Here is a 25,019-nt window from a genome sequence, read left to right as displayed (position 1 = left end):
TGGCGCCGCGGGTGGTGGACCGCGGGCCGTTGCGGAGCAGGGTAGACCGGTGCTCCCCGCCGCGCGCCGGCGTCGTTCCGGCTGATCAGACCGTAACTTACTCACTGGTAACAGCGGAGCGCGATGTGACCCTAACCCGCCGTCGGTGGTCACGCCTTCGGGTGCGCGGCGGAAATTCGTCACTCAACCGGTCCAGATCCGGCGTCACGATCTCGCCGTTCACCCCTGCGCCCCGGCGAATCGCTGTCCGTGTCGGTCGCCTCTGACGCGCGGGCGACTCGCTATGCTCCCGGTGGTCAACATGGTCTACTCGTGCGCGAATGCCCGAGCAGACCAAGGTCGGGCGACCACCAGCCCGAGGTGTCGGGTACGCGGCGAACTCGGGTTGGCAGCGCCACGAGGAGGAGCCGTCATGACCGGACCACAGGTGCTCGTACTGCAGGCGCAGACCCTGAGCACCGGCGGTCTCCAAGGGTGGATCCAGGACAACGTGATCCCGCTCATCCTGCTCGGCATCGCGATCATCCTCCTGTGGATAGGAGGCAAGGGTGACAACGCAGGCGTCGCGCGCCGCAGCGTCGGCCTGATCGTCGGCCTCATCGCCCTCGGCATCGCGGTGTCCGGCAACGGCCCGGAGATCGGCAGCTTCCTGGCCGGTCTCCTCGTCGGGTGATGCTCGTCCGCACCGACGACGAGATCTACCGCGTCGACTCCGTCTGGCTCGGGCCGCCGCGCGCCACGTTCCCCTGGCGCGCGAGGTACGTGAGCTACGGTCTCGGCCTCCTCGTCATGATCGTCATCATGTTCGTCCAGCGCCGGGTCGGGATCGGGCTCGACTTCTTCTCGGTCGCGTGGGCGCTCGTGCTCACTGTGTTGATCACGCGGTTCATCGGCCAGCGCATCGACTACGAGCGCCCGCTCGGCCAGGTCGTCGGGCTCTTCCGGCACGAGATCTCGGGCCCGCGGCGACGCACCGCCGCGACCGGTGGGGTCATCCGCTCGAGCCACGTGCGCGTCGGCCCGGCCGTCGGGCCACGCAAGGTGCGTCGGCGGGGAAAGCCGCAGCAGGCAGGACGCCGGGTCCAGCCCGGCCGTCGGGAGGGGCGTTCGCGTGTCACGAGGTGACGCGGGTCGGGATCGGAGACCCAACGAGCGCGCGAGCCGCAGGCGCGGCCGCGCGCTCGCGGGTGACGGCGGGCTGCCGACGTACGAGCCGAACATCGCGCTGCGTTCCATCGAAGGGCACCTGACCCGCACCGGCACGCAGGTCATGGCCTGGTACCGGCTCGCGGCGCAGGCATGGAGCTTCCGCAGCGACTCGCAGCGCGAGGTGCTGATCCGCCAGATCGCGGCGCAGCTCGGCGAGCTGCAGGGCCGGTGGCTGCACCTGCGGGTCACCACGCGGCCGTACCCGGTGCACATGTGGGCGGAGGCGTTCGACCACAACGCGCTCGGCCGGATGCCCGACGTCGCAGGGGCACTGGGCTGGGACGGCTTCCTCGAGGGCGAGCAGCGCCACCTCATGGGCCTGTCGATGTCGGACAAGGAGGTGTTCCTCGGCATCGAGGTGTCCGGGCGGCGCACCCTCGACCGCTGGGTCGAGCGCGCCGCGCCGGTGCTCGGCAAGGTAGCTCCGGCCGCGGTCCGCGCCGAGATCGAGGCGCTGTCCTCCGAGGTCGCCCACCTGGACGCGCTGGTCGCCGGTTCAGGGCTCGACGCGGTGCCGGCCTCGTCCGACGACATCGCGTGGCTGATGCACCGGTCCTGCGCGCTCGGCCTGCCCGCACCGCGCACGCTGAACGTCGTGCCGGGCGGTTCGCACCGCTGGGAGACCGAGGACCTCGCCGCGTTCACCGACGGCGTCGAGATGCAGCAGGAGCCCTACGCCCCAACCGTGCAGGTGGTCGGGCGGCTGCGCGCGCAGACCGTGAGCCGGAACGTCGCCGTCCTCTCGCTCGGCCTGATGGAGGGCCTGCGCATCCCCGAGGTCGACGACCCGTGGATGCAGCACTCCGACCGGCTGCCCTTCCCGGTCGAGTGGTCGGCCCGCATCTACGTGCGCAAGCCCGAGGAGGTCGCGGGCGAGCTGCAGCGCCAGATGGGGAAGGTGCGCAGCCAGATCCGGCACTACACCCACGACCACGACCTCGACCCGCCGATGTCGCTCGCGCGGCAGGCCGACCGGGTGCTCGAGGTCGAGGACGAGCTGACCAGCGGGCTCACCCAGCTCAACACGCGCCTGTACGGCTGGTGGCGGATCGCCGTGTCGGGCAAGGACGAGGCCGAGGCCATCAGCCGCGCGCAGCAGGTGCTCGACGTCTACCGGCCGAAGGTGCAGATCGAGCACCCCGAGGCCCAGTACCGCTACGCGCGCGAGTTCATCCCCGGCGAGCCGCTCGCGTCCACCGCGTACCGCAGGCGCGGCTCGGTGATGTGGGCCGCATCAGCCGTGCCGGCGGCCACCGCTTCGGTCGGCGACCGGCGCGGCATCATGATCGGTGAGACCTGCACCGCCACCCGGCGACCGGTGGCCTGGGACCCGTGGCTCGCGCAGGAGGTGCGCCGCGCCTCCGGGCTGACGGCGGTGATCGGTGGCCTCGGGTCCGGGAAGTCGTTCCTGACCGGGCTGATCACGTACAAGACGTTGCGGGCCGGCGCGCGCTGGACGCTCCTGGACCCGTCGGGGCCGCTCGCGCAGCTCACCCGCCTGCCCGAGCTGGCGCCCTTCTCCCGGCACATCAACCTGCTGCGCGCCGACCCGGGCATCCTCAACCCGTACCGCGTTGTCGCCGAGCCGCGTCCGGAGCACTTCGCCGACGAGGAGGACCCGGAGCGGGCGTGGCGCCGGGAACGGTCGCTCGCCGCGGCCACCCGCCGCAGGCTCGTCCTCGACGTCCTCACCGGGCTGTTGCCCTTCGACGTCGCCCGGATCCCGCACACCCGGATCGTGCTGCTGCGCGCCGTGCGCGAGGTCGGCGGATCCCCGGACCGGCACCCCGGCCAGGTCATCGACGTGCTGCGCCGCCACGCCCGCGACGGTGAGGACCACGCGGGCGTCGTGGCCGACTTCCTCTCCGAACGGCGGGAGCTTCCGCAGGCCGCCCTGCTGTTCCCGGACACCTCCCGCGACGACCCGTGGCAGGCCGACCGCGACTACCGCCTCACGGTGCTCACGATGCAGGGCATGACGCTGCCCCGGCCCGGCAGCCCGCGCGAGGAGTGGACCGACGCGGAGGCCCTGGCCGTCGAGCTGCTCAACCTGGCGTCCTGGCTGACGCAGCGCACCATCTACGACGCCGACCGCAACCTGCGCAAGGGCGTGGCCCTCGACGAGACCCACTTCCTGTCGCAGGTGCCCACCGGCAAGGTGCTGATCGACCGGCTCGCCCGTGACTCCCGCAAGTTCAACGTGCGCGCGCTCTTCGCCTCGCAGCTGGCGGGCGACCTGCTGCGGGTCTCCGGGTTCGCGTCGCTGGTCAACGCCGTGTTCGTGGGCCGCACCGACGACGAGGAGGCCCAGCGCGACGCGCTGCGGCTGCTGAAGGTGCCCACCGGCGTGGGCTACGAGCAGATGCTCGGCACACTGTCGCCGCGCCCGCGCAACGACGACCGGCCCGACGACACCCCGCGCCAGTTCATCTTCGCCGACGGGCACGGCGGCGTGGAGAAGATCCGGATCGACCTGGAGGCGCCGCACCTCGAGCACGTCCGCGAGGCCCTCGACACCAACCCGGACGCCAACCGGATCTCCGTGAGCGGCGCGCCGGTCGTCACCCCGGCCGCGGTGCACGCGCCCGACGAGCCGATGCCGTCCCGCCCCGTGGTGCTCGGCAGGCGGGGCAACTCCGTCGTCGACCTGGGCAGCGACCTCGGCGACGACCTCGAGGGGGACGACGAGTTCGACGACCTCGACGACACGGACCGCCTGCTCGGCACCGTTCCGGGTGGCCTGGCCGCCGCCCGCAACGGCGACCGGCCCCACCTTCGCGCCGACGAGGACTTCGACCTGCTCGGTGACATCGACCCCGGCTCCGACTTGGACGACGAGCCGTCCGCCGTCGACGGCGCCGATCGTTCCGCCGGTGGCCGCGTTCCCGCGGCCGGGGAGGCCCGTCGGTGATGCCCGGAGGCACCCCGGCAGCCGCAGGATGGCTGCCGGTCGCCCTGGTGATCGCGGCGGCGGTCGCCGCCGGCCTGCGCCGCGGCCGTGCGCGGCGGCGCCGAGGAGATGCCGGCGCCCGGCCGCGCCGGCGCGCCGCCATGCTGATCGTCGCCGGGCTCGTCGGGGGTTCCGTCCTGCTCGGGCAGCCCGCGTTCGGGCAGGGGTTCGACTGCAAGGAGTCGCCGGAGCCGGACCGGCCCGGCACCGGGCTAGTCGGCTCGCTCGACCCGCCTCGGGCGTCGGGTGGGATCGAGGGAAGCGTCTACCGCGAGGTCGGCTACGCCGGACTTGTCTGGCACAACTACGACATCGGGTGTGCGGGCGCGGCCTTCAACCCGTCCACCACCACCGATACGTGGCTGGGCAACCAGGCCCTGAACGTCGCGAAGTTCGCGGTCGGCGGGGTCAACTGGGCGCACTACCTCATCGCCGACGGCGGCGAGCTGCTCTCCCCGCTGGACCAGCTGATCGGCAACGGCACCCGCGCCATGTACGACGCGGTGTTCACCACGTTCATCGGCCCGGTGCTGCTGTTGCTCGCCGTCATCCTGCTGGTGCTCGCGCTGCGCGGTGACCTGGCCCGGCAGACCCAGCGCGCGGCCCTCGCGGTGGTGGCGCTCGTGGTCGGGTCGGCGGCCTACCTCGCGCCCGTCGACTGGGCGAAGGCGGCCGACCCCCTGCTGCTCGACGGGGTCACCCAGATGCAGGAGGGCTTCCTGGGCCAGATCGGGCTCGGCACCAGGGACACCCTGCCGACGGTGCTCGTCGACCAGGTCATCTACCAGAACTGGCTACGTGGCGAGTTCGGTGCGCCGGACGTGCCGCAGGCCCAGGAGCTGGGCCGCGACCTGCTGCGGGCGCAGACGTTCACCATCGACGAGGTCGACCAGCGCCAGGACACGCTGCAGCTGGCCGAGCAGAAGAAGGCCGACTTCGCCGCGATCGCCGCGCGCATGGGCGACCGGTACCCGTACTTCCAGGGCGAGTCCGGCAGCCGGGTCGGCGCGGGCGTCCTCGCGGTCGTCCAGGCCATGTGCATCGCGCTGTTCCAGCTGCTGTCGAAGGTGCTCGTGCTGGTGGCGATGCTGGTGCTGCGGCTCATGGTCATGACGGCGCCCGCCGTCGCCGTCATCGCGATCCTCAAGCCGGACATCATGCCGGCGCTGCTGCGCGTCGCCGGCGCCGCGATCGTCAACACGCTCGTCGTCGGCGCGCTCGCCGGCCTGCACGCGCTGCTCGTCGTGTCGCTGTTCCGGCCCGGTTCCGGGATCGGCCTGTGGCTGGCGCTGCTCGTCACCGGCGTGGTGACGGTCGTCCTGTGGGCCGTCGCGCGGCCGTTCCGGCGGTTGGTGTCGATGGTGTCGCTCACCCGCGAGCAGTTCGGCGGCATCGTGCCCGGCGCGGGCACCGGGCCGATGTCGCGGGTGTGGCAGCGGGTGCGAGGCGCCGCGGCCGACGACGACGACCGCCAGACCCGGTGGTGGGACGAGCGGCGCGGCGCGATGGCGTCCGCGGGCCGGCCGGGGGGCGCGCGCCCGGAGTCGGAGCCGGCCATGCGGGTGTCCACTCCCGCCGCGGACGTGCCCGCACCGCGGAGCACGAGCCCGGAGCCGCCGCAGCGCGCTGCCGTTCCCGCCGCGCGCCGCCGCGCGTTGCCGCCGCCTCCTGACGACGCGGTGACCACCGGCGGTATGCCGAGCTGGGGCGACTCCGGCGAGATGGACGACCGGGTGATCTACCGCAGACCCGACGCGGTTCCGCTGCGCCCCGGCAGTGCCCGGCCGGTGCAGGCGGAGATCGTCGACGGGGTGCCCGTGTACCGGATCTACCGGCCGCGGTCGGACCAGACCGCGTTCTTCTCCGGCGGCGGTCGTGCCGATTAGGACGCCGCACGGCCGGTCCGCTGCGTACCGGGCGATGTGGGCGTGGCCGCTGCGCTCACCGCTGCGGCTCGCGCTCACGACGGCCGTCGTGGTGGCCGTGGCGGTCGGTGCGACGTTCGCGATCGCCGCGCTCGGGCCGAGGGGCACGGGTAACGGGCCCGACGCCTCCGGCGGGACGGCCGCTTCGGCCGCTCGCCGACCCGACGCCCCGCGCACCCCCACTCCGACGGTGCTGCCCCCGGTGCCCGAACTCACCCCCTCGCCGCTGCCCCTGTCGGCGGCGCCGGATGCGGCCGTCGAGACCGCGGCCCGCTGGGCGGCGGCGTGGGTCCGCCCGCGGCCGGGCACCACGCCGCAGCAGTGGCTGGACGGGCTGCGCAGGACGACCACCGACGAGTACCTCGGGGTGCTCTCGGGGGTCGATCCCGACAACATCCCCGCGACGCGGGTCACCGGCGAGCCACGCCCCGTCCGCGTCGCTGCCCGCTCGGTGCAGGTGGAGGTGCCGACCGACAAGCTCAAGCTGATCGTGCTGGTCGTGCGCACCGAGGACGGCTGGCGGGTCGCCGGCTACGACCGGGAATGAGCGGGTCACCATGCGTGCCCTGCGTCCGCTGCGGCTGCTCGTGCCGGTCGTCGTCCTCGTGGCGGCGCTCGGCCTGTTCCTCGGCGTCGGTTTCATGGCCTTCACCGCGAGCACCGGCGGCTTCGGCGGTGGCACCCCCAGCTACGGGGCGTGCGATCCCACCGTGCGCGCCCCGGTCGGCCCGCTCGCCGGCAGGCGGGCCGGCACCCGCATCGATGACCTCAGCGACGAGCAGCGGCAGAACGCGGCCACGATCATCGGCGTCGCCCGTGACATGGGGGCGCCGCCGCGGGCATGGCTGATCGCGCTGGCCACCGCGATGCAGGAGTCGACCCTGCGCAACATCAACTACGGCGACCGCGACTCGCTCGGGCTGTTCCAGCAACGCCCCTCCCAGGGATGGGGATCGCCGACCGAGGTCACCGACCCCGTCTACGCCACGCGGATCTTCATCGAGCGCCTGCTGGAGGTCCCCGCCTGGGAGACCATGCCGGTCACGGTCGCGGCCCAGACCGTGCAGCGGTCAGCATTCCCGGACGCCTACGCGAAGTGGGAGGGCCTCGCCGCCGAGCTCGTGCAGCGACTGGCGGACGTCGCCGATCCGACGGGATGCGGGCGCACCGCGGTGCTGCCGGAGGGCGTGGCGGGCGCGGCGATCGCCTTCGCGCTCCGCGAGGTCGGCAAGCCGTACGTCTGGGGGGCCACCGGCCCGAACACCTACGACTGCTCGGGGCTCACCCTGCGCGCCTTCCAGGCGGCCGGGATCAACCTGCCACGGGTGTCGCGCCAGCAGTTCTTCGCGGGTGGACACGTACCCGTCGAGCAGGCGCAGCCGGGCGACCTGCTGTTCTACGCGACCGACCCGAGCGACCCCACCACGATCCACCACGTCACGATCTACCTGGGCGACGACCAGATGGTGGAGGCGCCATACACGGGCGAGCAGGTGCGGGTGCGGCCCGTGCCGTGGAACTTCAAGGAGCTCGTGCCGCTGGCCACGCGGCCCGGCACCACGCCGAACTCCGCATAGCAGTATCGATACTGTCGCGCTCGGCAATCCGCCACGGCAGGAGTAGTGCAGGAGTAGTAATGCCCCCCGACAGCTCCGTCCCGGCATCCACCACGCCGGTGCAGGACTACCTCGACCGGCCGGCGCCCGGCGCCACGCCGGACCACCTCGTGGTGCCGCGCTCCCTCGCGCAGTCGATGCCGCTGCGCTGGCAGCAGGTGTTCGTCGGGCTGCTCGCCGACCTGCACGACGCGTACGGGCACCTGCCGTGGCCCGAGTACGAGGTGGTGCCGAGCCGCTGGGAGCTGCTGGTCGATCTCGACGAGCAGCAGCTCGCCGCCGCCGGCTACCACGCGGACCTCGGTCCGGACGGCCGGTTGGAGTACCTCGACGCGGACGAGAACGTGGTGGCCGACCCGGAGCACCACCGGGTGCTCGCCCCGGTGGAGGACCCGCTGCCGCCCGCCTCGGCCGGCCGGGTGGAGCCGCGTCCCGCTGCGCCTCTCTGACCGCCGCTCCCGGTGGTCGGGCAGGGCTCGACAGGTGCCGGGAACACGATCGCCAGGTCGTGCGTTGGGGCTGGTAGCAAGTTGAGCGTGTCCGGCTCAAGGCGTCGACGACGCTCTGGGTCGAGGCATGGCAGACTTGAGTGAAGGCAGCTCAAGCTACCAACCATCGGAGGCACAAACCATGGCTCGTGCGGTCGGCATCGACCTCGGGACCACCAACTCCGTCGTCGCCGTCCTCGAAGGTGGCGAGCCGACGGTCATTGCCAACTCGGAGGGTGCTCGCACCACTCCATCCGTCGTCGCGTTCGCCCGCAACGGCGAGGTGCTCGTCGGGCAGTCGGCGAAGAACCAGGCCGTCACCAACGTGGACCGGACGATCCGCTCGGTGAAGCGCCACATCGGCACCGACTGGAAGACCGGCGACGTCGACGGCAAGACCTACTCCGCGCAGGAGATCAGCGCGCGCGTGCTGCAGAAGCTCAAGCGCGACGCCGAGTCCTACCTGGGCGAGGAGATCACCGACGCGGTGATCACCGTGCCCGCCTACTTCGAGGACGCGCAGCGCCAGGCCACCAAGGAGGCCGGCCAGATCGCGGGTCTCAACGTGCTCCGCATCGTCAACGAGCCCACCGCGGCCGCGCTGGCCTACGGGCTCGACAAGGGCGAGAAGGAGCAGACCATCCTGGTCTTCGACCTGGGTGGCGGCACCTTCGACGTCTCGCTGCTGGAGATCGGTGAGGGCGTCGTCGAGGTCAAGGCGACCAACGGCGACAACCACCTCGGTGGCGACGACTGGGACGAGCGGGTCATCAGCTGGCTCGTCGACAAGTTCAAGAACTCGCACGGCATCGACCTGACCAAGGACAAGATGGCGATGCAGCGGCTGCGCGAGGCCGCGGAGAAGGCGAAGATCGAGCTGTCGAGCCAGTCGACGGCCACGATCAACCTGCCCTACATCACGGTCGACGCCGACAAGAACCCGCTGTTCCTGGACGAGACCCTGTCGCGCGCCGAGTTCCAGCGGATCACCTCGGACCTGCTCGACCGCACCCGCGCGCCGTTCAACCAGGTGATCAAGGACGCCGGCATCTCGGTCGGCCAGATCGACCACGTCGTCCTCGTCGGCGGCTCCACCCGCATGCCGGCGGTCACCGACCTGGTGAAGGAGCTCACCGGCGGCAAGGAGCCCAACAAGGGCGTCAACCCGGACGAGGTCGTCGCCGTCGGCGCCGCCCTGCAGGCCGGTGTGCTGCGCGGCGAGGTCAAGGACGTCCTGCTGCTCGACGTCACCCCGCTGTCCCTCGGCATCGAGACCAAGGGCGGCGTGATGACCAAGCTCATCGAGCGCAACACCACGATCCCCACCAAGCGGTCGGAGATCTTCACCACGGCCGACGACAACCAGCCGTCCGTGCAGATCCAGGTGTTCCAGGGCGAGCGCGAGATCGCGGCCTACAACAAGAAGCTCGGCATGTTCGAGCTGACGGGCCTGCCACCCGCCCCGCGTGGTGTGCCGCAGATCGAGGTCTCGTTCGACATCGACGCCAACGGCATCGTGAACGTGTCGGCGAAGGACCTGGGCACCGGCAAGAGCCAGGCCATGACGATCACCGGTGGGTCCGCGCTCGGCAAGGACGAGATCGACCGGATGATGCGCGAGGCCGAGCAGCACGCCGAGGAGGACAAGAAGCGGCGTGAGGAGGCCGAGGTCCGCAACCAGGCCGAGTCGCTCGTCTACCAGACGGAGAAGTTCGTCAAGGAGAACGACGAGAAGCTGCCCGCCGACGTCAAGGACGCGGTGAACGGCGCGCTGGGCGAGGCGCAGACCGCGCTCAAGGGCACCGACACCGAGGCCATCAAGGCGGCGATGGAGAAGCTCGCCACCGAGTCCCAGAAGATGGGCTCGGCCCTCTACCAGCAGCCGGGCGCCGAGGGCGCTGCCAACCCCGGTGACGCGGGCCCGGCGGACGGCCAGCAGGCCGGCGGCGGCGCCGACGACGTGGTGGACGCCGAGATCGTCGACGAGGAGAAGGACAAGAAGTGACTGACCACGACCGCAACGAAGGCGCCGACAGGGGCGACGGGGAGCGGGTCGTGGTCCGGGACCGGCGCCGGATCGACCCGGTCACCGGCGAGGTGCGGTCCCCGGCCGGAGACCCGGCCGGGGCCGTCCCCGACGCACCGGAGCAGCCCGCCGAGCAGGCGACCGGGCCGGACGCCGTCGCGGCCGCCGAGCTCGCCGCCCAGGTCGCCGAACGCACCGCCGATCTGCAGCGCGTCAGCGCCGAGTACGCCAACTACCGGCGGCGCGTCGAGCGCGACCGGGAGAGCGTGCTGGTCGGGGCGCGCGTGCAGTTCGTCGCCGAGCTGCTCACGGTGCTCGACGACCTCGACCGCGCCGAGGCCCACGGTGACCTCACCGGCCCGTTCAAGTCCGTCGCCGACAAGCTCGTGGCCGTCACCCAGAAGCTCGGCCTCGAGCCGTTCGGGCTGGAGGGCGAGCCCTTCGACCCGTCGGTCCACGAGGCCGTGCAGCACGAGGCCAGCAGCGTCAACGGGCCCACGGTCACCGTGGTCTCCGCGGTGCTGCGCCGCGGTTACCGCATCGCCGACCGCGTGCTGCGGCCGGCGATGGTCACCGTGGCCGACCGGGCCGACGACATGGGGCGGACCCGACCGGACGGGTACGGCGGCCCCGGCACCACACCAACCGATCCGGCCGTAGAGCCCTGACAGAGGCAGAGGAGGCGGAGTGACCCAGCGGGACTGGATCGAGAAGGACTTCTACCGCGAGCTGGGCGTCGCCTCCGGCGCCTCGGCGGACGAGATCAAGAAGGCGTACCGGAAGCTCGCGCGTGAGCTGCACCCGGACGCCAACCCCGGCGACGCCAAGGCGGAGGCCCGGTTCAAGACCGTGTCCGAGGCGTACGGGGTGCTGTCCGACGAGAAGAAGCGCCGCGAGTACGACGAGACTCGTGCGCTCTTCGCCGGCGGTGGCGGGTTCGGCCCAGGGGGATTCCCCGGCGGATTCGGGTCCGGCGCCGCCGGTCAGGGCTTCGACCTGAACGACCTGTTCGCAAGGGCCGGCACCGGGAGTGCCCCCGGTGCACCCGGTGCCGGCGGGATCGGCGACCTCTTCGGCGGCCTGTTCGGCAACCGGGGCGCCGGCCCGACCACCACGCGCAGCCAGCGTGGTGCCGACGTCGAGAGCGAGCTGCGGATCGACTTCGTCGACGCCGTGCGGGGGGCCGAGGTGCAGCTGCGCCTCACCTCGCCGGGCCGCTGCGAGCGCTGTGGCGGCACGGGCTCGCGGCCGGGGAGCACGCCGCGCACGTGCCCGACGTGCAGTGGCGTCGGACTTGTGAGCCGCAGCCAGGGCGCGTTCGCGTTCTCCGAGCCGTGCCGCGACTGCCGCGGCACCGGCCGGGTGATCGACGACCCGTGCCCCGACTGCGGCGGCGACGGCGTGAGCACGCGCACCCGCACGATCACGGTGCGCATCCCCGCCGGGGTGGCCGACGGCCAGCAGATCCGGCTCAAGGGCCAGGGCGAGCCGGGCCGCGGCGGTGCGCCGGCGGGCGACCTGTACGTGAAGGTGCACGTCACCCCGCACCGGCTCTTCGGCCGGTCCGAGCGCAACCCGGACGACCTCACGCTCGCCGTTCCGGTCACCTATCCGGAGCTGGTGCTCGGGAGCACCGTCACCGTGCCCACGCTCGACTCCACCGTGTCGCTGCGGATCCCGCCCGGCACGGCGAGCGGGCGCACGTTCCGGGTGCGGGGGCGCGGGGTGCAGCGCAAGGGCAAGACGGGCGACCTGCTCGTCACCGTCGATGTGGCGGTGCCGGCGCGACTCGACGACAAGGCCACCGAGGCGTTGCAGTCCTACGCCGAGGCCACGAAGGAGTTCGACCCGCGGGCCGACCTGCTCGGAGGTACGCGATGACCACTGACGGCCACGGGCTCCCGCCCGGGGCGAACATGGACAGCCCGATCTTCGTGATCTCCGTGGCTGCCGAGCTGGCGGGCCTGCACGCGCAGACCCTGCGCAGCTACGACCGGCTGGGGCTCGTCAGCCCCGGCCGGGCCGCGGGTGGCGGGCGCCGCTACTCACCGCGCGACATCGCCCTGCTCCGCGAGGTGCAGCGGCTTTCCCAGCAGGAGGGCGTCAACCTCGCGGGAATCAAGCGGATCATCGAGCTGGAACAGCTCGTCGACGAGCTTCGCGCGCAGATCGAAGAAATGACGCAGGAAATCGCCGCGGCGCGTGCCGCCGCCGAGCAGGCGGCCGCCTCGGTGCACGCGTCCTATCGGCGTGAACTGGTTCCCGTCGATCGCCGGCAAGCGATCGTCGTGTGGCGGCCGAAGCCGCGGGAGCGGTAGCCGAGGGCAGGATTCGCACGAACGTTGCCACGGCGTTCATGGGTGGCTGGTCCGCGAATGTTCGTGCACCCGCCACGGCATCGGCATGCCGCATTCCGATGCGCGCCAGGTCTTGTGCGCCAGGGATCTTCCGGAGGTTCGCTCCTGCCGGGCGTCAACCGGCTGTCGGGAGACTCGGCCGCGGGGGTTGGGGACGACCCGTGGTCGGTGAGACGGCCGTCACGAGGCGGCTCGGTGAATATGTGGATCTAGGTCTGGCCATCCGATCACGTGGCTGGTACGTTCGCTGCACCAGAGCTGGATGCCCCGGTCGCTGCCTCAGGCGCGACTGGAGAGGGTTCAGCACTTGCAGGGCTGCGCGACGTGACTCTTTCCGTCGGGTAGGTGTCGCTGCCTCAGGCGCGACCAGTCAGATCCTGCGCTCTTCCCTTCGTGTGCCACGAAGACCTCTCCTCCGGATCAGCGACTTCCCAGGAGCATCACGACATGTTCGGGCGCCCAGCTCACGACGGCGAGGCCACTGGCCTCGCCGTGCGTGCTGACGCCTGCGTGGTGCGGCTGCGGACGTCGCCGGTTGATCGGGTGCTGCTGGTCCTGCACACGATCACCGGTGCCGCGTTCGGGGTCGCTGTGCTGTGGTTGGGTTCCGCGTTCCTCACGTCGCCGTCCACAGCCGCCGCGGTTCCGGTTCAGACATTCGTGTACGGAGCCGTGAAGGGTGGCAAGGACAAGGCGGCCGGCGGCCGGGCATCCTCCTCCCCGCTGTTCCTGTTGACCGCCTCGAATGACGACGGCGGCGAATCCGACTCGGGCGGCGGCGATTCGGATGGCGGCGACTCGGGCTCGGACGAAAGCTCGGACTCCGGTTCCGACTCGGACAACAGTGATTCGCGTGAGGAGTCGTCCAGCGAATCGGACGAGAAGGAGTCGGACGAGAAGGAGTCGGACGAGAAGAAGTCGGACGAGAACAAGTCCGACGAGAAGAAGTCCGACGAGAAGTCCGACGAGAAGAAGTCCGACGAAGGCTCCGACGAGAAGCAATCCGACGACAGCCCGGCTGCGGAAAGCAACACGGACGACGCTGACTCGGACGACGAGAAGACCGACCCGAGCGAGTCGCGGAGCGAGGACTCGGACGAAGAGCCGCCCGCGGCGGAAGAGCGGGACGACGTCGAAGAGGACCGAGACGCAGAGGCGCCCGCGTCCGACAGCGGTTCGGAGGTCGAGGCTTCCGAGAACGAGGAGTCCCCCGAGACGCAGGCCGCGTCGAGTGAGCCCGCGACCGATCAGGACGATGCAGCCGAAGAGCTTGCCGAGGGTGAATCCGTCGACGAGCAGGGCGCCGATGAGCAGGCTGCCGAGCCCACGGAGCAGGTCGACTCCGCGGACGGGTCGGACGGCGCGACGATCGACCCCGGCAGCGATGCGGACATCGAGGACGTCGACGGCGACACGGACGAGAACCAGAGCGTCGCGGCTGAGCGCGCGCTCGACCTGACTCCCGAGAATTATGACAAGATCGGCGACGAGCAGCCTTACTCGGGCTCGGACGATTCCAGCGATCAGGACGACTCCGAGGACACCGAAACCGCCGATCTCGGCAGCGAGGACATGGCCGAGTCGGCTGCAGAGCTGGCCGGGAGCGTCGGCGGCGACGCCACCGAGCGTGCCCTCGACCTGGTCGAGGGCCTGACGCAGGACGACGACCCCGACTCGGATGACGAGCGCGACGCGCAGGAGTGGCCGGAGTTCGCCGACGAGCTGTCTGACGAGGCGCGGCAGTTGATCGCGGCCGGGAGCGCTGCCCGCGAGGACGACGAGGCAGGCACGGACGAGGACTCGACCGAAGACGTCCGGGACGACACGACCGACTCGGTGAACCGCGCCGTCGAGGATCTCGTGGAAGATCGTGGCGAGGATGCCGGCGCGATCGTGAGCGACGTGCTCGAGCGAGTTCCCGACTGGGTCGAGGCGGCCTCGTCGAACGAGGACGTCACCGAGCGGGTCGAAGAGGCCCGCGCGAACTGGGACGAGCTGGACGGCGACGAACCCGAGCGGGACGACGTCGAGCGGGCTGTCCATGAACTGACCCGACACCTCGGAGACGATCAGGACGTCGACGGGGATGCCGGTCAGGGTGTCGATGTCGAGCAGGCGTCCGACGAGAGCGACGCACTGCGTGAGCAGTTGGTGGATGCGGACGACACCGAGCGGGTCATCGAGCGGCTGGTCGCCCGGGAAGGCACCCGCGAGCAGCCGGTCCTGAGCGACGCGTCGGACCGGCGGCCGCGGGTCGACGCGGAGACTTTCGAACGGATCGGCGACCGGGTGGTCGACGTCGTGCGGGAAGCGGCCTCCGACGAAGGCGAGGGTCTCGCCGATGCCGTGGACGAGCTCGTCGACGAGGTGTCCAGGTCCATCGAGTCGAGCGGCGAGTCGTCGGACGAGTCGGAGCCGCAGCCTGCCGTGCTGATGCGGGAGGCCGCGAAGAACGGCGGCGATGTCGACGGCCTGTTGGTCGACGAGTCCGGCGATCCGGATCTGTGCCAGTCGGCGGGCGCCGGGTGTGACGAGCCGGCCCCGGGTTCGGGGTTGTTCTCCGCCGAGTCTGCCCGGGGTCCTCCGTCCGATGACGATGACGACGAGGACGAGGATTCCGAGAGCCGCATCGAGAAGGTTCTCGAGGATCGGATCGAGACGGACAAGAGCGCGGCGGTGCTCGAGGAGAGCCGCACGCAGGTTGCGGCGGGCACGAAGACGGCCGAGCAGTTCACCCAGGAAGAGGCCGCGCACCAGCAGCGGGTCGCGGAGGCCGAGGCAGAGCGGGCCGAGCTGTCGCAGGAGAAGGTGGAGCTGGTCGACGAGGTCGTCGACGGGCACAAGGGCTTGAAGGGTCGCGAGGACACGCTGGCCGCCGAGGCGCAGCAGGTGGCCGCCGGCGCTGTCGATGCGGCGACGCACGAGAAGAACGTCGAGGCCTTCGAGGCCGACAAGGACGAGCTCTACGAGAAGACCGACCGGTTGCGCGAGGCCGCTGGGCGGGACAAGCCGGAGACGGTGTCGTCGCGCGACGCGGGCAAGGACGGGTCGGCTGCCGGGTGCGGTGTGAGCGGGGCGTTCGCGGAGTGCGGCTCCGTCTCCGAGCACGAGAGCGGCGAGCGGCAGAGCGACCGGTGCGTCGCGTTGGGCGGAGTGTCCGGGTGTGGTGTGTCCACCGGCTCCGGCGACAACACGGCGGCGGCGTCGTGTGATCTCTCCAGCTGCAGCAGCACCGCCCGGAAGGGCGAGAACACCGCGTCGGCGAAGTGCTCTTTCGGGACCGACGGGTGCAGTGAGCGCAGCCGCGCAGATTCGCGTGGCGCCGAGGCGGACTGCCGTACCGGCAGCGGCTCCTGTGAATCCGGCAGCTCGGGCGCGCGGCGTGGGAACGATCAGGCCAGGCTGGCATCCACCGCCACCGGCGAGGAGTCGCGCCAGGGCAATGCGACCGCGCGTTGCGAGGGCGCATCCGGCTGCGGCACGAAGAGCGAGATCACGTTCGACCGATCCGGCGACGTGCGCGCGGACGCGGGCACGTCCTGCCGCGTCGACTGCTCCGGCAACGCGGCCACGGCGACGGGTGGCACGGCGAGTGGCGTGCAGGCCGGTACCGAGCGGACGAGCAACGGTTCGGCGAGCTGCGAGTCCACCGGCGGCGGCTGCAAGGCGCGGTCGAGCACGAAGGTCGACGGCTCCGTCGACGTCGAGCGCGGCAAGGCCGGTGCGGTCCTCTCGGTGACCGACGGCGATGGCAAGGCCTCGAGCACCGCCCAGGCGAGCGTCGACTGCAAGGGCGCCGCGGGCTGCTCGGGCCGGGCCGGCACCGCCACCGGTGGCAAGGTCGCCGCACCGAATGCCACGGCGGGAGCTCCGGCGGCGGTGCGAGAGACCAGCGGTTCGGCGAGCTGCGACGTCACCGGCGGCGGCTGCCGCAGCGAGTCCGCCTCCGCTGCGGTGGACGGCGGTGTCTCCGCCCCCGGGTTCGACCGCGCCGCGGACGGCACGCTGGTCGCCCGGCCGGCCGGGCACGAGCTGACCGCGACGAGCAGGTCGGGCGCGCGGGTCGACTGCCGTGAGGTGGGGTGCACGGGTTCGGGCGCCTCGACCACGTCTGGTGCCGCGTCCGGTGACATCGCCGGCTCGCGCGACAGCACCGGCTCGTCGAACTGCACCGCTCGTGGCGCCGGCGCGAGCTGCGCCGCCGAGTCGGACAGCAAGGTTTCCGACCGCGAGCCGGCCACCGGTGCGGCCGCGGTGTCGGGCCCGGTCAGCATGTCCACCGCGGGCGCTACCGTGAAGTGCTCCGGTGGCACCACCGAGTGCGGCGGCACCACGGCATCGTCGACGAGCGCGCGCGACACCGCGGTCACCCCGCACGCCCGCGGCACGAGCGCGGCTTCCGACTGCGCGGTGAGCAGTGGCGGCTGCTCGGGTGAGTCGAGCTCGAAGGCCTCCAGCGCCCCCGACTTCGTCACGATCGACCCCGCAACGGGTCAGCCGGTCGCGGGACAGCCGGCCAGCGGACCGTCGTCGACGTCCTCGTCGTCCGCGGCGCTGGACTGCCCGAAGGGCTGCACCGGAACCGTCCACACCAGCACCGCCGCCTGGGACGGCGCGGTCGCCGGCGGCGCACCGCGCACGTCGAACGGCACGGCTTCCTGCACCGGCGGCACGGGTGGGTGCGAGGTGCGGTCGGTCTCAACCGCGTCGACCGGACCGGGCGCGGCCCAGGAACTCGCCGCGCGGTCGCAGGCCGGGCCGGGGCAGCCGGTCAACGCGGCCCGGCTCGTGGCCGGTCCGTCGGCCGCGTCCGCGGCGGGCGCGGTACTGACCTGCGCCGGCCGGCAGCTGTGCACCGGCAAGGCGACGAGCGCGGCCACAGCGACCGACCCTTCGGCGTCGCCGGATCCGCGGGGCTCGCACTCGGAAGCGTCCTGTGAAGGCGTCTCCGGCGGGGTGTGCCAGGCGGTCAGCAACTCGGCGGCGTCGAGCGGCCCGGACGCGAACAGCATCGCACCGCTGGTGCAGGCGCGCTCCACGGACAACGCGACGGTGACTTCCGGCACGACCGGCGACCAGGCCCCGCAGCAGCAGTCCGGCGAACCCGGCCAGGACCAGCCGGCCACTCCGCCCGCACCCACCGCGCCCGGGTCGAGCGCGAACTCGGGTGGCCCGACCGTGCCCGGCGCATCCAGCTGGACGATGGCGAGCGCCACCCTCGACTGCCAGAGCGGCACCGTCTGCACGGGCACCACGCGTACCTCGGCATCGGGCAGCGACGGCCCGGCCGCGCTGGGTGGTCAGCCGGGCGCGCGTGGTCCTCCGGGTGAGGGCACGTCCTCCACCAGCGCTACCTGCACCGGCGGCCGTTCGGCTTGCCGCGCGCAGAGCTCCTCGACCGCGGGGTCGGGCCAGGTCGTGGCCGACATCGTGGCGGAACAGAACAAGACCACCGCCGAGCAGGCCGGGAAGACGGCTGCGGAGGCGAAGAAGAACGCCGCCGAGGCGGCCAGGATCGCGGCCCGCCCAGGCGCCACCGAAGCACAGAAGAAGGCCGCCGCCGATGCGGCGAAGGTCGCCGAGGACGCGCAGAAGGCTGCCACCGAGGCAGCCGACCTGGCGACGAAGCCGGTCACCAACGCACCGGCGACGCTGGCGCAGTCGAGTGCGGTCGCGCAGTGCGCAGGCCCCGGCTGCACCGCGACGACGACCGGGGACACGTCGGGCGCCGCGGGCGCATCACACACCACCGCCACCTGCACCGGCGGGAAGTCCGGGTGCACGTCGGCGAGCGAGGCCACCGCGGCCACAGTGCGCAATGCCGGCCAGACCGAGGATGGCACGCCGGTTCCCGGCTTCACCGGCACCGCGCAGGCCACCTCGCAGATCGACTGCCCCGAGACGGGTTGCACCGGCAAGGTCACCGGCACCGCGAACGCGACGGCCGGCCCCGGCGGGCGGGTCTCGCGCAGCACCGCCGAGGGCGACGCCGCCTGCGACGGCTCCGGCAGGTGCACCGCGCAGATCACCGCTGGTTCGACGATCACGGTCTCCACCGGCGACGGCTCGCCCGACACCGCCGGGGTTTCGACCAGCGCGTTCGTGGCTGCGGCGTGCCAGAACGGCAGCGAGGACGGCTGCGCCACCCGCGCGACCTCCGCCACGGAGGCTGCGGGCGGCCCGACGGTGCACGCCACGGCCACGGCGTCGTGCGCGGGCACGGGCGGCTGCCAGGCGGGTACCGCCGGCCTGACGGGCAAGGACGTCGCCCATGTCTCGGCCGGATGCGCGGGCACCGGCTGCCGGACACACACCGAGGGCACCGCGGCCTCGGCGGCCCTGGGGGGCACCAACACGGCGAGCTCGGTCAGCGACTGCACGGCGGGTGCTCAGGGTGAGTGCGCCGGCCAGAGCCAGGTCGGGGCGAACGAGTCCGTCGCGCAGGCCGCCGCGGCGTGTGGTGGCACGGAAGGATCGACCTGCTCGTACTCCTACCGCGCCGAGAGCCACGCCAAGGCCGCGGGCGCGCACGGTGACGCCGTCGGCTACGGCGAGGGCGCAACCGGTGGCGGCCAGGTCGTGACCATGGCCGCGGCAGCGAGCGGCCCTGGCTTCGCCCAGGCAGCCGCCTCCTGCCAGGGCAGTGAGGGCACCGCCTGCAGCTACTCCTACTCGGCCACCGTCTCCGCGTCGGCTTCCGACGGTGCGTCGTGGGCGAAGGCCTACGCGCACGGCTCGGACCAGGGCGCCATGGGCGGTGGCGGCGTGATGGTCACGGCGTCGGCCTTCGCCAGTGGCAGCTCGGCGCAGGCGGCGTCGTCCTGCGTGGGCGCCCCGAACTGCGCCTCGACCTACTCGGCCCACGCCGAGGCGAACGACCGCAGCCAGGAGTTCGCCCCGACCTGGGACGACCCGGGCGGCTACTACGTCGCACACGGCGAAGGAACCTGCTCGGGCAGCGGGCGGGGCGGCTGCGGTGTCACCGCCTACGCGAACGCCGGCCCCGGCGGTGGCGGCGGGGCGACCTGCTCCGGCGACTGCTCCAACTTCACGCAGAGCGGCTACAACAACTTCATCCAGACCAGCCCGTCGCTGAAGGCGCTCGCGGCGGCAGCGACGCCGGTCGACGAGAACGGCAACCCGCTGCACGTCAAGGACATGAAGGAGATGGACAGCGGCGCCGAGGCCGGCTGGTTGGTCCGGGCCGGCGGCAAGCTGACCGACGGCACGGTCGTGACCGAGGACACGTTCGTGCCGTTCGGCCAATCCAGGCCGGAGGGCGCTGTCCCTGCCGTCCAGCGCAAGGAGTCCGGCAAGCCCGCGGAACGCCCCCTCCCGTGCAGCGAGAAGTGCGCGGTCGGCAACGAGAGCAACGGCCCGTACGCCGGCTACGACCCGAACGCAGCGGAGGCGAGCCGGTTCTACGTCTCGAACTCGTTCGCTCCGAACGACCCGCGGCGGGACAGGTCTGCCAGCCAGTCGCACGCTCTGACCCGTCGCGACGTGGATGGCAACGGTATCCAGATGTTCCAGGGCGACGGTTACAGCGAGAACGGCCGCACCGGGGCACGGTTCTCAGGTCGCAACACCTCGCCCACCACGGTGGTCACGACCCGCCTGTCGGACCCGAGCGGATCGCCCTTCACCGTCAAGCTCGAGACGAAGGACTTCCTGAGCGCTCCCGGGGAGTACACCTTCGAAGGCGCCAAGACCGACATCTCGGGCAAGCCCATCCCGTTGCCGCCGAACGCCAAGCCGCGGCTCGACGCCGCAGGCAACCCCATCACGGTCGACAAGATCACGTTCACCGGCACGTGGGCGGACATCAGCGACCGGGCCGGGGTGATGAACCAGGGGTCGTTCAAGTTCCGCGGCTTCGGCGAGTACGTCTCGCGCGAGGGCGTTCGCGTGGAACTCGCCTCGGGTGAGGCGGACATCCTCACCCACAACAAGGACGGCTACGGCGGCTACGCGACGTTGCGCGCCGTTCCGGAGCCCGACTCGCCGTTCGGCAAGGCCACGCGGCCGAACAACCCGGCATCGCTGCCGCTCAGCCCGAAGCTCGACGTGCCGGGCGACAGCAAGATCCGCGACAACTCCGTTGTCTCCGGGACGATCGAGCCCCTCGAGGGCGGTGTGCTGAAGTGCGAGGGCTGCGCCGGCAACGGCAAGGAGACCGGCTACGTCACGCACGTCAACCCGACGGTGGCCACACCCGGCACCAGCACCTGCTCCATCACCGCCGGCAGGTGCACCAGCCGTGGCGCGAACTGGAACGGGCAGAACGTCGACGAGGCGGTCGCCGAGATCCCGGCACCGTTCGTCGGTGACAGCAAGGACCGCAGCGTCGGGTTCGTGCACTGGATGCGCGACGGCCACGGTGAAGGCGGCAAGGTCGTCGGCTTCGTCAAGGGCGCCGGCACGGTGAAGGCGACCGACGCCTACGGCAAGTGGATCAGCGACAGCGGCAACGGTGCGGGTATCTACCTGGGCCTTTCCGAGGACGACGGCTACAACGACGGGCAGTCGTGCTCGAACGCCGCCGGTCAGTGCAAGGGTTCGGCGCCCACCTCGCCCACGCCGGGCAAGACCGGCGAGCACCTCCGGCTGACGTGGGCCGAGCCCACCCCCGCGTTGACCGGGGTCTACGGGATGCTCGGCCCCTGGAAGGAGAAGCACGAGCGCAAGCCGGGTGTCGTCGGCCCCATCGAGTCGGAGCGCGAAGGCGCGCAGGACCTGATGTCCAAGGCGATCGCGGTGTCGCGCTATCAGGACGGCGCGAGCCACGCCCGGTGGGCCGTCGAGACCGGCAACCCCCTGGTCACACCGGTTGCCAAGGCGATCGATGCCGCCAAGCAGGACGGCGTCACCTCGTCTGCGGAGCAGGCGCAGCTCGACACGATGATCACCGATCTCGGCGCGCGGAACCTCCGCAGGATCGCTCGCAACGAGCAGCGTGAGCTGGACGTCAAGCTCGGCAACGCCGTCCTGCCGCGCAGGACCGAGGACATCGAGCGGGTGCTCGCCACGGACCCGGCGCTGGTGCACAAGTACAACCCGCAGACCCCGGACAACCCGAACGGTTACCCGCTCCCCGTCGACTGCACGGTTCCGTTGCCGACCGAGCAGCAGATCCAGCAGGCGCGGACCAACCTCGACAACGCCCAGGAGCAGGCTCGCCAGGATGCGCTGACCTTGGGCGGTATGAGGGGCGAGCTGGAAGCCTTCCAGCAGCGCAAGAACGCCTACGAACATGCGGTCACCCGGTACGAGAGCGGTTTCGGCGGCGACTACGGCGCGCTGGAAGCGGAGCGGCGGGCGATCAAGGCAGAGGCCGATCGGCTGGGTGGGGTGCAGCAAGGGCTGATCGACAAGCTCGACGCGTCGCAGAGCAAGCTGCGCGCCTACGACCTCGCCCTGGCGGGTGCCGGCAACCCGGCGGTCGCAGCCAATTTGCGGGTGGCCGACGAGAACCTCCGCGCCGTCCAGGGATTCGCGAAGACCCTGCCCGAGCCGCGAACGCGGGCCGAGCTCGACAGGTCCAACAGGCTCGCGGCCTTCGCCAAGTCGGTCGAGGCGGGTTACGGGCTCGCGGCGGTCGCTCCCCGCGTGCCGATGCCGGGCGCTCGCCTGAACGACATGCAGCTGCCTTCGACGGGTGCGAAGGACATGTCCAAGGCGTTCACGTCGGCGCTGTACCGGGACGACCTCATGAACCAACCCGGCGACCTGGGGAAGCACTGGCGGGGTCTCGGTCTCTCGAAGGATGTCGCGAAGCGCGACCAGCTGGCGGACCAGGCGTCGATGGGCGATCCCAAGACCGTCATCGACCGGCTCTTCGCGTCCCAGAGCCTGACGCAGGGCGAGCTGCCGGCGAAGACGCGGGCCAGGATGGACGAGCGGAACATCGACTGGTCGAAGGGCGTCCAGACGATCCCGATGCTCTACATGCCCCCCGACGGCCAGAAGGACGTCGAGAGCCGCTTCGAGACGCTGTACCGGATCACGACGAAGGACGGCACGGTCCTTTACATCGACCATGTCGTCGACGCGGACGAGCGCAAGATCGCCGGCTACTACGGCGGCCTGAACGACTTCATCCGCCACAACGAGACGTTCCCCGACGACGGTCGTCTGACCTTCGCGAAGGGCGTCTACGTTCCCGCGCCGGCGAACGCGTACAGCGAGAACGCCACGTGGACCCGCATCGACCTGCACACCACCGCGGCGCATCGCACACCGCCGCTGATCAAGGTGGGCCATGCCGCTGCGATGGTCGCTGCCACCGCGGGTGCCGTGGTCCTGACCGTTGGCACCGGTGGCGCGGCGGCCGTGGTTGGTTGGGGTCTTGTCGGGTTCACGGTCGGGTGGACCAGCGCCGACGCCATCGGCAACTTGCACTACCGCAGTGCGCACGGGCAGAGCAACGACTTCATCGAGTCGGCCAGCGCGCGTAACTCGGTCCTCACGCTCGGTGCGAACGTGTTCCTCGGAGCGGGTGCGCTGCTCCGTCCTGTGAGTGCCGGCCTGGCCTCTGCCGCGAACTGGACGTCCACGGGGATCTTCGCGTACCAGCTCGGCGAAGGCGTCTACACGACGTGGAAGCACTGGGACAAGATGAGCCCGTACCAGCGCAACGAGGCGCTCAGCGGCCTCGCGCTGAACGCGGCGATGCTGGGCATGCCGATGGCTGCCAGGGCGAGCTGGGCTCGCGCCGGGTGGAGCGGCGCGCAGGTTCCGACGTTGAAGACTGCGGCGGGCCAGGCCGGCCGGGTCATCGCCGCACCGTTCCGGGCGATAGGGCACGGCTTCGCCGGCCTGGCCCGCGTCGCTCGCAACATCCTCACCGCACCTCCCGCGACATCGCGCGGCCGGGTGATGCTGCACAACCCGCCGGCTGCACCGCAGGGTGTTGCACCGGTGGGTCCGCGCCCCCCGGGGCAGGCCAACCCAGGGGTGCAGGTGTCACCTGTCCAGGGTCAGGGCCTGCAGCTGCGGCCGGTTGGGCAGGCCCCGCAGGGTGGGCAGCCGCACGGCAACCCGGTCGCAACCGGGACACCGGCTTCAGGCGGTTCGGTGCAGTCGGCCCCGCCGCAGGGCGGCGGGCACCCGGGCCAGAGCCAGACGCCGACGCCCGAGGCCGGCAAGCTGCGCGACGGTGTCGAGCAGCAGCCCGACGCGCAGGACGGCGCCACCGCCGTGGAGCGGCCGCTGGCGGAACGGGTCGGCGAGGAGCTCGGTCGGAACTCCTCCGAGAAGCCCACGCTCGAGGCGCTGACCGAGCGCCTGAACCGCGGCCGGCCGTCGGATCAGCACGTCAGCAAGCAGGACGTGCGGGAGGCCCTGTCGGATGGGCCGCTCGCCGACCGCGTGCTCGTCGAGGTGAGGAGGGGTACCGACTCGCCGTCGCTGAAGGAGCTGACCGACCGGCTCAACGACGGAATGCCGGCCAACCGGCATGTGACGCCGGAGCAGGTTCGGGACGCGATCGCAGACCTGCCGGTGATCGACCGGATCGGCCTCGAGCTGAAGGGTGCCCGGCTGGGCGCCATGAAGCTCAAGGACTTGACCAAGGCGGTCAACGAGGGCATGCCGAAGGACAAGCGAGTCGGCAAGAAGCAGATCCGGGAGGCGATCGAGCGCGACGTCCTGATCGTCGACGGCCGATACGGCGGCCACCGCTATGACATCGTCCTGGACCCCCACGACAACCTCCACCTCTGGGTGGTGCGCACGATCCGCGGCGGCGCGGCCGACAAGCCTCCCGCGCACTGGGTCGGCAAGGGTGCGGACGAGTCGGCGCCGAACGCCGGCCCGGCCGACGAAGGTGTGATCGGCGGGCCGAGGACGGGTCAGCCGGTCGAGGGCGGCGCTCCGGTCGCCGGCGCGCAGGTTCCGGACGCCGACTTCGGTGTACCCGCTGTCCCCACGCGTCGCGGCTCGTCGACCGGCACACCGGACACCGGTTCTCCGCCTTCGAACGGCGAGCGCGTCACGTACTACTTCGGCGGCAAGAAGGTCACCGCCGAGGAGCTCCGCGAGCTCGGCTTCGATGTCGGCGAACGGGATCGCGGACCGGGCGGTGACACGCGCCCGAGCGGGCCGAACGGACCGAGCGCCGCCGATGGCGTCGGCGCGACCAAGTCGGGTCGTGGTGACGCCCAGAGCGGGGACGGCGACAACGGACCGGGCACGCCAAATGGGCTGAGCGCGCCGGATGCCCCGATCCTGCCCGTCAAGCCGGCGAACCAGACGGCCGGCGGCGGCACCTCGGGCGCCGCGTCCGGGGCCGGCACCACCACCGTCGGCGTCGGCGGCGCCCCCAACGGTCCTCGTGTGGCCGGGGTGGCCGGGAAGCCGACGAGCGGGCCGCAGGGCCACGTCTCGGATCCGATGTCGGGCGGTGGGACGAGGGGGCCCCCGAGCCCGTCGCCCACTTCCGCCCAGG

12 protein-coding genes (1 of these 12 cut by a window edge) are annotated in these 25,019 nt (G+C 71.9%); all 12 read left to right on the top strand.

All coding sequences use genetic code 11. The features are described 5' to 3' along the window. The first annotated feature begins 412 nt into the window (after positions 1–412). Positions 413–673 (top strand): hypothetical protein, encoded by a 261-nt coding sequence (locus FB388_RS36145; RefSeq protein WP_142107158.1) that lies wholly within the window; start codon positions 413–415, stop codon positions 671–673. Beyond that, the gene (locus FB388_RS36140; protein WP_142107740.1) at positions 673–1,125 is read left to right on the top strand and encodes a hypothetical protein; all 453 of its coding nucleotides are present in this window, start codon (positions 673–675) and stop codon (positions 1,123–1,125) included. Before FB388_RS36145 ends, FB388_RS36140 begins: the two co-directional genes overlap by 1 nt. Continuing rightward, a complete protein-coding gene (locus tag FB388_RS36135; RefSeq protein WP_142107157.1) occupies positions 1,112–4,120 on the top strand; it encodes an ATP-binding protein in 3,009 nt (1,002 codons plus the stop codon). Before FB388_RS36140 ends, FB388_RS36135 begins: the two co-directional genes overlap by 14 nt. Beyond that, on the top strand, positions 4,120–6,045 hold the full coding sequence (locus tag FB388_RS36130) for a hypothetical protein (RefSeq protein WP_142107156.1): 1,926 nt from the start codon (positions 4,120–4,122) through the stop codon (positions 6,043–6,045). Before FB388_RS36135 ends, FB388_RS36130 begins: the two co-directional genes overlap by 1 nt. Further along, positions 6,035–6,631 carry a hypothetical protein gene (locus FB388_RS36125; RefSeq protein WP_142107155.1) on the top strand — a complete coding sequence of 199 codons (597 nt, stop codon included), beginning with the start codon at positions 6,035–6,037 and terminating at the stop codon, positions 6,629–6,631. Before FB388_RS36130 ends, FB388_RS36125 begins: the two co-directional genes overlap by 11 nt. Before the next feature lie 10 nt (positions 6,632–6,641). Beyond that, on the top strand, positions 6,642–7,661 hold the full coding sequence (locus FB388_RS36120; RefSeq protein WP_142107154.1) for a C40 family peptidase: 1,020 nt from the start codon (positions 6,642–6,644) through the stop codon (positions 7,659–7,661). Positions 7,662–7,720: 59 nt separating this feature from the next. Beyond that, the gene (locus FB388_RS36115; RefSeq protein ID WP_142107153.1) at positions 7,721–8,149 is read left to right on the top strand and encodes a hypothetical protein; all 429 of its coding nucleotides are present in this window, start codon (positions 7,721–7,723) and stop codon (positions 8,147–8,149) included. A 181-nt stretch (positions 8,150–8,330) separates the two neighbouring features. Continuing rightward, positions 8,331–10,193, top strand: coding sequence for a molecular chaperone DnaK (gene dnaK / locus FB388_RS36110; protein WP_142107152.1), 1,863 nt, complete (start codon positions 8,331–8,333; stop codon positions 10,191–10,193). Further along, positions 10,190–10,882, top strand: a complete 693-nt coding sequence (gene grpE / locus FB388_RS36105) for a nucleotide exchange factor GrpE (RefSeq protein WP_142107151.1) — start codon at positions 10,190–10,192, stop codon at positions 10,880–10,882. Before dnaK ends, grpE begins: the two co-directional genes overlap by 4 nt. 19 nt (positions 10,883–10,901) lie before the next feature. Beyond that, positions 10,902–12,095 carry a molecular chaperone DnaJ gene (gene dnaJ / locus FB388_RS36100; RefSeq protein ID WP_142107150.1) on the top strand — a complete coding sequence of 398 codons (1,194 nt, stop codon included), beginning with the start codon at positions 10,902–10,904 and terminating at the stop codon, positions 12,093–12,095. Beyond that, on the top strand, positions 12,092–12,532 hold the full coding sequence (locus FB388_RS36095) for a heat shock protein transcriptional repressor HspR (RefSeq protein WP_142107149.1): 441 nt from the start codon (positions 12,092–12,094) through the stop codon (positions 12,530–12,532). The genes dnaJ and FB388_RS36095 overlap by 4 nt, the downstream gene beginning before the upstream one ends. A 486-nt stretch (positions 12,533–13,018) precedes the next feature. Continuing rightward, positions 13,019–25,019 carry the beginning of an MFS transporter gene (locus FB388_RS36090; protein WP_142107148.1) on the top strand. It continues 32,591 nt past the right edge of the window, so the window shows 12,001 of its 44,592 coding nt (coding positions 1–12,001); the start codon lies at positions 13,019–13,021; the stop codon falls past the right edge of the window.

Source organism: Pseudonocardia cypriaca (assembly GCF_006717045.1).
Classification (GTDB): Bacteria; Actinomycetota; Actinomycetes; order Mycobacteriales; family Pseudonocardiaceae; genus Pseudonocardia; species Pseudonocardia cypriaca.
Note: the sequence above shows the minus strand (reverse complement) of the source record. Positions and strands in the feature narration are given on the sequence as shown.

Coding starts and splice junctions, on each gene's coding strand:
- FB388_RS36145 (WP_142107158.1), top strand. CDS start 413: ATGACCGGACCACAGGTGCTCGTACTGCAGGCGCAGACCCTGAGCACC.
- FB388_RS36140 (WP_142107740.1), top strand. CDS start 673: ATGCTCGTCCGCACCGACGACGAGATCTACCGCGTCGACTCCGTCTGG.
- FB388_RS36130 (WP_142107156.1), top strand. CDS start 4,120: ATGCCCGGAGGCACCCCGGCAGCCGCAGGATGGCTGCCGGTCGCCCTG.
- FB388_RS36120 (WP_142107154.1), top strand. CDS start 6,642: ATGCGTGCCCTGCGTCCGCTGCGGCTGCTCGTGCCGGTCGTCGTCCTC.
- FB388_RS36115 (WP_142107153.1), top strand. CDS start 7,721: ATGCCCCCCGACAGCTCCGTCCCGGCATCCACCACGCCGGTGCAGGAC.
- dnaK (WP_142107152.1), top strand. CDS start 8,331: ATGGCTCGTGCGGTCGGCATCGACCTCGGGACCACCAACTCCGTCGTC.
- FB388_RS36095 (WP_142107149.1), top strand. CDS start 12,092: ATGACCACTGACGGCCACGGGCTCCCGCCCGGGGCGAACATGGACAGC.